Below are 13,543 nucleotides of genomic sequence, written 5' to 3' on the forward strand. Positions count from 1 at the left end.
AAAGATAATTTATCCTATACCAAATAACCAGAACAAAATTACTGCAAAACTTTCCTTAATACAGAAATTGAATGATGATTCTGTTGAAAGGGGAGTTTCTGAAGCGACTGTATAAGCGTTAATGCCGAAGAATTTACATATCTGTTTTGTACGCAGCAGGTGAAAGTTATCACTGATAATTACAATATCCTTCCAGTTGTTTTTTTTATACAGGTTATTGTTAAGGTACAGAATCTGCTCAAGGGTAGAGTTTGACTTATTTTCTATGAAAATATTTCTTTCAGGTACGCCTTTTTTAAGCAGCTCATTTTTTGAAACCTCAGCTTCTGTCATTTCTCCGGGCGCGCCGCCGCCTGTTAAAATAATATTTTTGATAGTACCTGCAGAATAAAGCTCATATCCCTTATTTATTCTTTCGCGTAATACTGGTGATGGCCTGTTGCCGCCCCAAACAGCTGCTCCCAGCACCGTTCCTGCATCAACTGTTTTTTTTGTGTTTTTCAGTGTTAAATAATCATCTGAATAGTTATAAGCGAACAGGAAAACTGTGCCGTAAGCTGTTGCCATAATTATCAAAGTAATCCATATACTTCTGAAAATATAAAATCTCATTAAAACCGAAAATGAGATCACACATGCGGATACTGCTATAAACAAATGTAATACCGCAAAGACCGATAATGAAATTGTCTGAATTCCTTTTTGCGACAGCGAAACAATATTTTCATAAAACGTTTCCCTGGGAATTCTGCCCTGAAAAAATGCAAATGCTATTAATGCAAGAGATATGAAAGAAAATACTGCGAGAGTCCTGAGCGCATTTTTGTTAACCTTTGCTGATTGCAGCGCAATATTGAATATTGCAATTATCGAGATAAGACAAATCGTTATCCAAAACAGATTCCCTGTATAAAGAATATTAAAGTTTGTGAAAAAATGTGAAATAAAGCTTCTTGAAGCCATAGTAGTGTAACCTGAATTCAGCCAGTATTTATAAGCTTCCATGAATGCCAAAATAAAGACCTCATAACATATCAGCCATATTATCAAAATTGTGTTGCCGGATCTTTTATTCTTTTCCAATCGTTTTTGTGAATTTTATCAAAATTATAATATAAATATACAAACTTAGCTTATAAATTACGTGTAATTTCCAATATATAAGACTAAATTAGTCTGAATTGAATATTTGATAATTTCAAGTCTTTTATATGTGAATTGATAAAAAAAATTAAAACAGCCAATATTGGACTAAATCAGTCTAATATTTAAAGGACAGGCTGATTTTTCGTCAAGTAGAAAACAAACCCAAAGGCATAGTGGTTTAATTCAGCCTGTCCAAAAAATTTAATTATTTTATGAAAAGAACAATACTAATTATCGTTTTATTTATTACTGCATTAAATATTTATTCAAATGAACGTAAGTTCGGATATATTTACCAAAGCGGCGTACTGGGCAAAGGCAACCGCGAGCTTGAAATATGGACAACAGCCAGGATAGGCAAAGATATCCCGTATTATGCAAGAACTGAACACCGTATGGAATTTGAATGGGGCATTACAAACAGGCTGCAAACAGCTTTTTATCTGAATTTCAGAAATACCAGCCAGGATAACGGTTCAGGTATGGTAAGTAAATTTGAATTTAAAGGAATTTCAAGCGAATGGAAATACCAGGTATCAAGTCCTTCTAAAGATGCAGTTGGATTTGCATTATACGGTGAGGTTGGACTGAACACAGATGAAGCAGAGCTTGAAGCAAAGCTTATATTTGATAAGAAGATAAAAAAGAATCTGTTTGCCCTTAATCTTGTTTTTGAAAATGAATGGGAGCTTGGCTCTCATACGCCGGAAACCGAAATGGTATTCGAAGGCGGACTTGGGTGGAGCTATGATATTTCAAGTTCATTTGCTGCAGGCATAGAAGTGCGCAGCCATAACCAGTTTGTAAAAGGTGAAATGGAGCACTCAGCACTGTTTGCCGGTCCGGTTATATCGTTTTCTCAGCCAGACTGGTGGTTAACCTTAACTGTACTTCCGCAGATAACAGCGCTTAAAGGAAAAACAGGTGAAACTAACCTTGTGCTCGGCGAACGCGAAAAGCTTGAAACCAGAATGCTGTTTTCCTTCAGACTGTAAATTATAATATTGAAGATATTTTATAAAATATTAACAGCATCATTGTTGTGCGGATTTTTTTATTTGCAGTATGACTTAAAAAGTGATACTGCAAACATCATTATTTCAGATTCATTGAAAACAACGGATTCAGTTAAGTTAACAGCGGATTCGCTTGAGCTTAAAAAAATAAAACTTGCCGAAGGCAGATCACTCTACGAAAAGAAATGCCAGAAATGCCATATGTTATATGAACCGAAGGATTACAAACTGAAGCAGTGGAAAGAGAATCTTGAAGAGATGAAAGAAAAAGCCGAGCTAAACAAAGATGAATACAGTTTAATACTCGGCTATTTATCAGCTAATTGTAAAAAATAAAACCTACCAGCCTAAGATCCATGCGAACATTAGCGGAGCGACAATTGTTGCATCGCTTTCCACAATGAATTTTGGAGTGTTTATATCAAGCTTGCCCCATGTAATTTTTTCATTTGGCACTGCGCCGGAATATGACCCGTAGCTTGTTGTTGAATCGGATATCTGGCAGAAATAGCTCCAGAACGGAACATCGTGCCATTCAAGATCCTGGTACATCATAGGTACAACGCATATCGGGAAATCACCCGCTATTCCTCCGCCTATCTGGAAGAAGCCAACACCCTTGCCGCCGGAATTTTTCCGGTACCACTCACTTAATGTTACCATGTATTCAATCCCTGATTTCATAGTTGAAGCCTTAAGCTCACCTTTAATGCAGTATGAAGCGAATATATTACCCATTGTGGAATCTTCCCAGCCGGGTACGATTATAGGCAGATTCTTTTCTGCTGCAGCTATCATCCATGAATTTTTAGGGTCAATTTCATAATACTGCTCAAGCACACCGCTTAATATCATTTTATACATATACTCATGCGGAAAGTAACGCTCACCTTTAGTATCGGCATCCTTCCATAATTCATAAATATGTTTCTGCAGCCTGCGGAACGCTTCTTCTTCGGGTATGCATGTATCAGTTACGCGGTTCAGGCCTTTTTCCAGCAGCTCCCATTCTTCCTTCGGTGTCAGGTCACGGTAGTTAGGCACGCGTTTGTAATGTGAATGTGCCACAAGGTTCATTAAGTCCTCTTCAAGGTTTGCGCCGGTGCATGAAATTATCTGTACTTTGTCATTTCTTATCATTTCTGCAAGAGATATGCCAAGCTCACCGGTGCTCATAGCGCCAGCAAGAGTTATCATCATCTTTCCGCCTTCTGCAAGATGAACTTCGTATGCTTTTGCAGCATCCATCATTGCAGCAGAATTGAAGTGAAGGTAATGCTTTTCCATGAATTGTGAAATAGGACCGCGTGTCATTTGTTTTTCCCCTTTGAAGATTATGATTTTATAGTTTTAATTTCTTAAATATGAATTCAGGAATTGAAGTTATGATCAGCATTATCCACCTCCAATAAAATGGAGTGTAGATCACACTTTTCCGCTTTATCATAGCCTTGTAAATATCCCTGCCTACTTTTTCAGGTGATGCTACAAGCGGTTTCGGCAGAGGCATTCCGTATGTCATCGGAGTGTTGACAAAACCCGGCTTAATAGTCAATACATTTACCCCGCTTTTAAATAAGCGGTTCCGTAGGCCTGAAAGATATACCGTTAACCCGCCTTTGGCTGAGCCGTACATATAATTGCTTTGCCTGCCTCTATCTCCGGCTACTGATGATATCACGGCGATATTGCCTTTTTTTACAGTTTCAAATTCCGCTGCCAGCAGCTCGCAAACAGAAACAACACCTGTGTAATTTGTATCAATTATCCTGTGCGCTTCGGTAAAATCTGATTGCGCTTTTTCCTGTGTGCCTAAATAACCGAATACAATTAAAACATATTCAAGATCCGGAGTTTTTGCAAGCACATCTTCTATGAATTTTTTATGAGAAGGATAATCAAGTGCGTCAATATATTCGGCGCGGCATTTTGTTTTATATCTTATACTGAAATCATTGGCGTATTTTTCAGGCTCATCCTGCTTTCTGCCTCCGAAAATTATTTCATGCCCTGCTTCAGCGAAATGAGATGCTGCAGCCTGCGCAATAAGTGAGTTAGCTCCAAGGACTAGGAGAGACATAAGCCTATTCTCCTTCCGAGGTTTGAAGTGAATTTGTTATCAGGATCATATTTCATTTTTATTTTCATCCATTTTTCCCAGTGGCCGCTGTACATTTGCTTAAAGGTTTTTTCATCAAGTATAGAATCCTTTGTCAGGTATGTTCTGCCGCCGTATTCCATCACTATCTTATCGAGCTGACTGCACATTTCAATTGTTCCTTTTTTTACAGGGAAATCCATGGAAAGAGTATAGCCTTCAAAGGGGAAGGATAAGATGCCTTCCTGGTTTCCCATTTTTTTTATTACTGCAAGAAATGAACCGCCGCCGTATGAAACTACGGTTTTGAGCACTTTATCAATTGCTTCCCTGCCTTTTTCAAGCGGTACATTCAGCTGGTACTGTATCAGTCCGTTTTTGCTGTAAATGTGGTTCCAGTCAAGAACAAAATCCAGCGGGTAAAAATATTTATCATAATGCTGGTAGTCTTCTGTATTGCGGGCAGTCATGTAGATACCTGCATTGAACAGGCTCACTGTCATTTTATTCAGCGCGTTGAAAGGAATTTCAAACGGCACTGCAATCTTTTTTTCTATATATTTTAAAAGAGATTTCTTTTTCAGCTTTTCAGGAAGCTCTTCCATTTCCGCGTTATTGCCAAGCAGCAGGATGCCCCTGCCGTAGCTGCTTCCTTTGGCAACTACATCTATCCATGCAACAGAATAATGGTAGTCATCACTGAATTCTTCGATCTTATCAAATAAAGCGTCCAGGTTACCGAGCTTTATTGCCTTATTAAAAATATACGGCGATGTAATTTTCTTAAGCTGAATTTCGCACTCAAGAATAAAGCCTGTTAAACCCATACCGCCAACTGTTGCCCAATACAGGTCGCTGTGCTCGCTTCGCGAGCATTCAAGTATTTCTCCTGAAGCAAGAAGTATTTTAAAGCTTAATACATAACTTGAAAATGAACCGACCTTATGGTGGTTCTTACCATGAACATCGCTTGCAATTGCTCCGCCCATTGTTACATATTTGGTTCCCGGTGTAACACCTGGAAACCAGCCTCTTATCACGAAAGTTTCAAGCAGGTCTTTATAAGTTACACCGGCTTCACATCTCAAAATGCCCTTATTTTCATCAAACGATATAAATCGGTTCATAAGGAGTGATTCTGAAACTACGCCTTTATCATTCAGCGAGGCATCGCCGTAGCTGCGGCCAAGGCCGCGGGGAATTACTGAATTATTTTTGAGCAGTTCGCTTAAATCAAATATCCCGGGAGGGCGCGTTACCCTGCATTTAGCCTTGGGGTACTTTCCGAAGCCCGAGAGCTCAATTTCTTCAAATTTCATAAGTTTCTGCGTATTGAAAGCAAAATCTCCTGTATATTAAGCTGTAAATATCGTAAAATATAAAATGATAAGAAATTTAGAAATTGGGTAGTATGATGACAAAAAGCAGCAGGACAGAAAAATTGAGAAATTTCATTAACTTTAATATTAAGACATATATCATTATTATTGTATAACAGTTCTTTGTAATACTCCGTTTTTAAAGACGGATATTGTTTTCGGTTCACTTATTTAAACAGTGAATAATAGGGAATCAGGTGAATTATACTATAGTTAATGAATAATCCTGAGCTGTCCCCGCAACTGTAATAAAGAAGACCGGTTATGTTTTTGTCACTGTCAAATAAAACTGACGGGAAGACTTTACCGGAAATTGCTTTTAAGCCAGGAGACCTGCCGGAAATACTTTTTAATGATCTTCGAGGGTAAAGATTACATGTTATTAAAATAAACGGGACTCCCTGTTTCTATATGACAATGTATATTTTTTATTCGTTTGGTCATTTAGGTACAGGGAGTTGTTATTTATAATCAACCAATTTTAATAACAAAACTTTTTTCATCGGGAGAAAATATGAAAAAGTTAACTTCTGCTTTACTTCTGTTTATCACTTCGTTTTTTATTTTAACATCACTCAACGGCTGCGGCGATGAGGATATTGTAAACAATAATCCTGTTACTTCAACAAAAGGCGTATTTGTTCTCTATGAAGGTGCATTCGGCCAGCCGCAATCCTATGATTATGCGTTTATTGATATTTCAAGTGATTCTGTATATTCTAATGTTTATCAAAATTCAAACGGGGGCTCAGCTTTAAATTCATTCCCGAACGGTATGGTTCTTTCAGGTAATGAATTATTTATCGCAGCTCAGGGTACTTTCGGCCAGCCGGGCTCTATGTACAAAATAAACTCTTCAAATAACCAGCTTATTACATCTGCGCCAAGTATAGGCAACAACCCCTATAATTTTGCTTTCGCAAACGGTAATATTTATATCACAAATACAGGAAGTGATTATGTTAAAGTAACTGATATGAACTTTGGCACAGTTATTGATTCACTCTCTGTAGGCTTTAATCCCGGGGATATACTGTTTGCAGGCGGAAATGTTTTTGTGGGCAAGCAATCTTTTACTTTTGAAAATTCACTAGCAGTAATCAATTCATCCAACCAGGTTAGCAAATTATTTTTTCAGGGACCGCCCGTATCTATAGCTTTAAATACAGGCAAAATATTCGTTTCGACTTTTGGATACAAAAAACTGTTTGTTGTTGATGCCGCTTCAGCACAGATTGTTGATTCAATCAGTATGCCTGTAACACAGGCAGGTATAGGCTACCTTGCATCAGGAAGCGCAAATACCATGTATGTACTTGGGACTGATACTGCATTTCAGTACATGGAAGGAAAAAGTATATATAAAGTTGATCTTGTGAATAAAACCATAGACCCCGGTTTTAATGTTTCAGTTACAGGCACAGATGTAATTTACGGTATAGATTATGATGCCGTTGAAAACAAGATTTACATTGCAATTTCAAAAGGCAATAATAACGGTGAAGTAAGAGTATATGATACTTCAGGCACATTATATAAATCATATCCTGATATAGGGGGCAAGTATCCAAGGAGATTTGCATTCAAGCATTAATGATTAAAAATATAGTAATACTATTTATATTAATCATCGTTATTCATGCCCGGGAGATAATTGCTTCGGGGCAGGATAGCGTTGTGACTGATGAAATTGTGGTTGAATCAAACCGCCTGAAGATGAAAAATTCAGAAGCGCCGAATAAGATACAGGTCATTGATAATGAATTACTTAAAAGGCTAAACGGCTCCCGCCTGCCCGATGCATTAAGCTTAAGTGATGCGGTGTTTATCAAGGATTACGGGTTTAATTCAGGTACTAAAACAATTTCACTCAACGCAACGCAAAGCGAGCATACTTTGGTGCTGATAGACGGCATCAGGCTTAACAGCCGGCAGAATGCGCAGTATGACCTTTCTTTGTTCGATCTTGAAGATATTGAACGCATTGAAATATCCAAGGGCGGTTCATCAGCTCTCTACGGCAGCGATGCAATTGGCGGTGTGATAAATATAATAACTTCCCGAGGTTCTAAAAAACCGTTCAGTTTGAATTTTAAAGGTCAGTTGGGTTCATACGGCTACAGGAAGTTTTATGTTAACATTACTCAAAGCTCTGATCTGGGTTCAGGGCAAAGACTTTCATATAATGCTTCTGTAACTGATGAAAGGGCTGCCAATGAGTTTAAGTTCAATTTTAAAAACGGACTCAACATTACTGAATATGAAAGAGAGAACTCTGATTTTAATTCACAATCAGTGAAATGCGATGTTAAGTATACTAATAGTGATAAAATGACTCTGAAGTATTTCGCGAAGTATTCATCGTTTGAGCGCGGAGTGCCCGGAGTGTTTTTGGGTTACTCAACCGGAACCGCAAGGCAGGAAGATAATATTGCTATGACAGGCTTTTTGTTTGATAGAAAAATATCAAAAAAAATATATTCCAAAAGCGGAATAAATTACCAGTACCAGCTGCAGAAGTATTATGATCCGGCAACATATAATCTAACTGCTGTAATTAACAGTTTTTACAAACTACACAGGCTGAGCTCGTTCAGCAATTTTAGCTTAGTGTTTAATCCAAAGCTCAGCCTGGAGTCCGGTATCGAGCTGAACCTTGATAATATGTCAAGCAATGAAACTGAAGAAGGAAAAGCCGCGCAGCTTGCAGTGTTTGCTGTATCAAAGTATGTTCTTAATTTATCAAACGGCGCAGTAATGACGATTTACCCCAGCCTGAGATATGATTATTATTCAAATATTTCTGATCATAATGTATTAACAGGTAAATTCGGTATTAATATTAAACTGTTCGGAGAAACTGAATTTCATATTAAATCTTCATTAGGAAATAATTTCAGTGCGCCTACTTTTAATGAGCTGTACTGGAAGGATGTTGGCAATAAAGAGCTTAGACCAGAAAGATCACTTAGTTTTGATGCCGGCTTGTATTATAAATTCAATTTTGCAGGTGTAAATGAGCTGGAAGTTTCATACTATAATATTTTAACAAAAGACAGAATAGTATGGACCCCGGTTTCAGGTACGATCTGGCGGCCTGTAAATATACAGAAAGTACTTTCCGAAGGGTTAGATGCAGGCATTAGAAGTGAATTTAAGCTTAACAAATTTTTGCTGGCAAACATAGGTTTCAATTACAGTTTTGGAAGAACCATTAAAAAAAGTGAGGATTTTCCGGGAGATCCAACATACGGCAAACAATTGATTTATCTGCCTAAAGAGATGGTAAAAGCATCTTTTATGATGAATTATTTGACTACAAGTAAATTATTAAAATATGTATCTTTTAGCCTGTTTTATAATTTTTCTACCAGAAGGTATACAAATTTTGAAAATACGCAGTTTATCCCAAGGTATGACGTTTTGGACGGAAATATAGGGGCTGGATTTAAATTTTCAGGGTTTGAAACAGGTGTAAGATTTATAGTAAATAATATTCTGAATGAAGATTATTCTGTGCTGCCGGGATACCCGATGCCGCTCAGGAATTATAAAATAGAAATAAATATAAAATATCAATAACAGGAGAAATTTTAAAATGAATAACTCTAAAATGACAAACTTTATTATTGCTGCAGTATTAATTCTCTTCGCGGCCTTTTCAAGGCTTATCCCGCATCCTATGAACTTTGCACCTGTTGCGGCTATTGCGCTTTTTGCCGCCGTATACATGGATAAAAAATACGCTTTCATATTACCAATAGCTGCAATGCTCTTAAGCGATATCTTCATCGGTTTTTATGCCGGTATTGAATGGGTTTACGGTGCATTTGCTTTAGTTGCCTTTATAGGACTTTGGCTTAAGAAAAGGGTTGAAACAAAACAGGGACTTTCAAAAGCGGGATACATTGCAGGTACAACGCTTGTATCTTCAATAGTGTTTTTTATTGTAACCAATTTCGGGGTATGGCTCAGCGGAATGTTCTATGAAATGAATTTAAAAGGTTTAATAGAGTGCTATACAATGGCAATTCCGTTCTTCCGCAATTCACTTGGCGGAGACCTTTTTTATGTAACAGCAATGTTCGGTATATATGAATTGGTGACAAGATTTGCCGGCACCGCGGAATTAAAAGAAGCAAAGATCAGGAAATAAATCTCAATATATGATATCGCGCTTATTTGAAGAATTAAAGAAACGAATAGTATTCCTTGACGGTCCACGCGGAACGATGATACAGAAACGTATGCTCAGCGAAGCTGATTTCAGGGGAGAAAGATTCAAAAACCATCCTTACGACCTGAAAGGAAACAACGATATTTTAAATATCACACAGCAGAAGGTAATTTCTGAAATTTACGAAGAATATCTTGATGCAGGTAGTGATATCGTCGGGACAAATACGTTCAATTCCACTTCAATATCACAGGGCGACTATCATACAGAAGATTATGTTTATGAAATAAATTTTGAATCAGCAAAGCTGGCAAGAATTGCCGCTGATAAATTTACAGCTAAAACACCGGATAAACCCCGCTTTGTTGCGGGCGCTATCGGTCCAATGAATAAAACCCTTTCACTCTCACCGGATGTAAACGATCCCGGCTTCAGAGCAGTAACGTTTGACCAGATCAGGGAATCATACCTTGAGCAGGTAAGAGGATTAATTGATGGCGGCGTAGATATTCTGCTGGTTGAAACAGTGTTTGATACCCTTAACTGCAAAGCGGCGCTGTTTGCAATAAATGAGTATTTCGATAAGATAGGCAGGAAACTGCCTGTTATGGTATCAGGTACCATTACAGATCTTAGCGGCAGAACACTTTCGGGTCAAACCGTTGAAGCGTTCTGGAATTCTATTAGTCATGCGGGCTTAATGAGTGTGGGCCTAAACTGCTCGCTTGGGGCAAAGGAAATGCGTCCTTATATAGAGGAGCTATCTGAGAAGGCAAATGTTTACTTAAGCGCATATCCCAATGCAGGATTGCCAAATGAATTTGGCGAGTACGATGAGCTTCCCAAAGAAACAGCGGAGCTTTTGCTGGATTTTGCGAAAAGCGGATTTTTGAATCTCGTTGGCGGCTGCTGCGGAACAACACCTGATCATATCAGACAAATCACCACTTTATTAAAAGATATTCCTCCCAGGAAAATTCCTGAGATACATCCATATTTAAGGCTTAGCGGACTTGAAGCGCTGAACGTTACACCGCAGACAAATTTTGTAAATATAGGTGAGCGTACCAACATAACAGGCTCGGCTAAATTCGCAAAGCTTATACGCGAAGAAAATTACGAGGAAGCTTTAAGTGTAGCCCTGCAGCAGGTTGAAAGCGGCGCGCAGGTCATAGATATCAACATGGATGAAGGTATGATAGACGGCGTAGCAGCAATGGAAAAATTCCTGAAGCTTGTTGCCGTGGAGCCTGATATAGCAAAAGTACCTGTAATGCTTGATTCATCCAAATGGGAGATCATCGAAGCAGGCTTAAAATGCCTGCAGGGCAAAGGTATAGTAAACTCGATAAGCTTAAAAGAAGGCGAAGCAAAGTTCATAGAGCATGCCCGTAAAGTAAAGCTCTACGGCGCTGCTGTAATAATAATGGCTTTTGATGAGAACGGGCAGGCAGATAGCTACGAAAGAAGAATTGCCATCTGCAAAAGATGTTATGATATATTGACCAAACAGGTTGGATTTCCGCCGCAGGATATTATTTTTGATCCAAACATACTCACTGTTGCAACGGGAATTGACGAGCATAATAATTACGCTGTTGATTACATCAACGCGACGCGATGGATAAAGGAAAACCTTCCTCTTGCGAAGGTTAGCGGGGGAGTAAGCAATATTTCGTTTTCATTCCGCGGCAACAATGTTGTAAGAGAAGCGATGCACTCGGCTTTTCTTTATCATGCTATTAAAGCGGGAATGGATATGGGAATTGTAAACGCCGGTATGATAGAAGTGTATGATGAAATTCCCAAAGACCTGCTTGAAAAAGTTGAAGATGTTCTGCTTAACCGAAAAGCAGATGCTACTGAAAGGCTTGTTGAATTTGCTGAATCAGTAAAGGCAAAAGGGAAAGTAATTGAACAGGATAACAATTGGCGGGAGCAGCCTGTTGAAGAACGGTTAAAACATGCGTTAATTAAAGGTATCACAGAATATATTGAAGCAGATACCGAAGAAGCGCGCCAAAAATACCCTGCACCTCTTGATGTTATTGAAGGTCCGCTGATGGATGGTATGAATGTTGTCGGCGATCTTTTCGGTTCGGGCAAGATGTTCCTTCCGCAGGTTGTTAAAAGCGCGAGGGTAATGAAAAAATCTGTGGCATACTTAACTCCGTATATCGAAGCGGCTAAAGCCGCAGGCGCATCAAGCATCAATGGCAGGATACTGCTTGCCACTGTAAAAGGCGATGTGCATGATATAGGTAAAAATATTGTAGGCGTTGTGCTTGGATGCAATAACTATGAAGTGATAGACCTGGGTGTGATGGTTCCCGCAGAAAAAATTCTGCAGACGGCAAAAGAAAAGAATGTTGATATTATAGGGCTGAGCGGATTAATTACGCCATCACTTGATGAAATGGTGCATGTTGCCAAAGAAATGGAGCGCCAGGGATTTTCAGTTCCGCTGTTGATTGGCGGCGCAACTACTTCCAAGATACACGCTGCTGTTAAGATAGCGCCCAATTATTCCAATCCAACCGTTCACGTGCTTGATGCATCAAGGAGTGTAACTGTAGCCGGAAGCCTGATGAACAAAGATAACCGCGATGGTTTTATAGGCTCAGTTAAGCAGGAATATGAGCGCATGAGGATGTCACACAAAGGCAGAAAAGATAATAAAAAATTCCTGAAAATTAATGAAGCCCGTGAAAAAGGATTAAAGATCAACTGGGCTGAAACAAAGATCACTAAGCCGGCATTTACAGGCAATAAAGTATTTGAAGATTTTCCATTGGATAAGATCCGCGAAAAAATTGACTGGACCCCGTTCTTTTTAACATGGGAGCTGAAAGGCAAATACCCTACAATTTTTGATGATAAAAATTACGGTAGTGAAGCGAAGAAAATCTATGATGATGCAAACAAGCTTCTTGATGATATCATAGCAAACAAATGGCTGAAAGCTAAAGCAGTGATAGGGCTATATCCCGCTAATTCAGTTGGGGATGATATTGAGCTTTATTTAAACGATAAGAGAAAAGAAATTGCGGCTACTCTGCACACCCTGAGACAGCAGGCGGAAAAAACGAATAACGATCCGTATTATGCTTTAAGTGACCTTGTAGCGCCTAAAGAATCCGGCGCAAATGATTACATTGGCTGCTTTGCGGTAACAACGGGCATTGGAATTGAAGCAGTGCTCGAAAAATTCGCGAAAGAGCACGATGATTACAACAGCATTATGACCAAGGCTATTGCCGACAGGCTAGCCGAAGCATTCGCTGAGCTGATGCATGAGCTGGTGCGAAAGGAATTCTGGGGTTATGCCAAGAATGAAAACCTGAGCATTGAAGATATTATTGCCGAAAAGTATCACGGCATCAGGCCTGCACCGGGTTACCCCGCACAGCCTGACCACACAGAAAAACAATTGATATTTGACCTGCTTGAAGCCGAAGAGAAAACGGGTATTAAACTCACCGAAAGCTTCGCTATGTATCCGGCATCATCAGTCAGCGGGTTGTATTTTTCGCATCCGGAGTCAAAATACTTTAATGTGGGCAAAATATCCCGTGACCAGATCGAAGAATACGCCCAAAGGAAAAATATGCCTGTAGAAGAAATTGAAAGATGGCTGGCTCCGATATTGGGGTATGAGAGAACTGAAAAAGAATCAGTTGGATAAGCTTTATGGTCACCAAATGTGTATGTTCCGATGTATTGTTTT

Annotated in this window: 10 protein-coding genes and 1 riboswitch; of the genes, 6 read left to right on the forward strand and 4 right to left on the reverse strand. The window is 38.9% G+C overall.

Going from position 1 to position 13,543, the window contains the following annotated elements; genetic code table 11:
• Positions 1-9: 9 nt before the first annotated feature.
• On the reverse strand, positions 10-1,083 hold the full coding sequence (locus J0M37_05105; GenBank protein MBN8584453.1) for a YdcF family protein: 1,074 nt from the start codon (positions 1,081-1,083) through the stop codon (positions 10-12).
• Positions 1,084-1,358: 275 nt separating this feature from the next.
• On the opposite strand from J0M37_05105, the gene J0M37_05110 reads away from it, so the two are divergent.
• Both J0M37_05110 and J0M37_05115 read left to right on the forward strand, forming a co-directional pair.
• Positions 1,359-2,141 carry a hypothetical protein gene (locus tag J0M37_05110; protein MBN8584454.1) on the forward strand — a complete coding sequence of 261 codons (783 nt, stop codon included), beginning with the start codon at positions 1,359-1,361 and terminating at the stop codon, positions 2,139-2,141.
• Between the two features lie 9 nt (positions 2,142-2,150).
• Entirely contained in the window at positions 2,151-2,498 is a 348-nt protein-coding gene (locus J0M37_05115; protein ID MBN8584455.1) for a hypothetical protein, read from the forward strand.
• A 3-nt stretch (positions 2,499-2,501) separates the two neighbouring features.
• Here J0M37_05115 and J0M37_05120 read toward each other — a convergent pair whose 3' ends face one another.
• Genes J0M37_05120 through J0M37_05130 form a run of 3 tightly spaced genes read right to left on the reverse strand, consistent with a single transcriptional unit; the run spans position 2,502 to position 5,579 of the window.
• Positions 2,502-3,476 carry a deoxyhypusine synthase family protein gene (locus J0M37_05120; protein MBN8584456.1) on the reverse strand — a complete coding sequence of 325 codons (975 nt, stop codon included), beginning with the start codon at positions 3,474-3,476 and terminating at the stop codon, positions 2,502-2,504.
• Between the two features lie 28 nt (positions 3,477-3,504).
• Positions 3,505-4,242, reverse strand: a complete 738-nt coding sequence (locus J0M37_05125) for an SDR family oxidoreductase (protein ID MBN8584457.1) — start codon at positions 4,240-4,242, stop codon at positions 3,505-3,507.
• On the reverse strand, positions 4,230-5,579 hold the full coding sequence (locus J0M37_05130) for an FAD-binding oxidoreductase (GenBank protein MBN8584458.1): 1,350 nt from the start codon (positions 5,577-5,579) through the stop codon (positions 4,230-4,232). The genes J0M37_05125 and J0M37_05130 overlap by 13 nt, the downstream gene beginning before the upstream one ends.
• A 202-nt stretch (positions 5,580-5,781) precedes the next feature.
• Positions 5,782-5,995, forward strand: a riboswitch (cobalamin riboswitch).
• Positions 5,996-6,153: 158 nt separating this feature from the next.
• Here J0M37_05130 and J0M37_05135 point away from each other — a divergent pair.
• Genes J0M37_05135 through metH form a run of 4 tightly spaced genes read left to right on the forward strand, consistent with a single transcriptional unit; the run spans position 6,154 to position 13,501 of the window.
• Positions 6,154-7,233 (forward strand): hypothetical protein, encoded by a 1,080-nt coding sequence (locus J0M37_05135; protein ID MBN8584459.1) that lies wholly within the window; start codon positions 6,154-6,156, stop codon positions 7,231-7,233.
• Entirely contained in the window at positions 7,233-9,221 is a 1,989-nt protein-coding gene (locus J0M37_05140) for a TonB-dependent receptor (GenBank protein ID MBN8584460.1), read from the forward strand. Before J0M37_05135 ends, J0M37_05140 begins: the two co-directional genes overlap by 1 nt.
• A gap of 16 nt (positions 9,222-9,237) precedes the next feature.
• The gene (locus J0M37_05145) at positions 9,238-9,795 is read left to right on the forward strand and encodes a hypothetical protein (GenBank protein MBN8584461.1); all 558 of its coding nucleotides are present in this window, start codon (positions 9,238-9,240) and stop codon (positions 9,793-9,795) included.
• Between the two features lie 10 nt (positions 9,796-9,805).
• Positions 9,806-13,501 carry a methionine synthase gene (gene metH / locus J0M37_05150; GenBank protein MBN8584462.1) on the forward strand — a complete coding sequence of 1,232 codons (3,696 nt, stop codon included), beginning with the start codon at positions 9,806-9,808 and terminating at the stop codon, positions 13,499-13,501.
• The last annotated feature ends 42 nt before the right edge of the window (positions 13,502-13,543 follow it).

The organism is Ignavibacteria bacterium (assembly GCA_017303675.1).
Lineage (GTDB): Bacteria > Bacteroidota > Ignavibacteria > Tepidaquicellales > OLB5 > OLB5.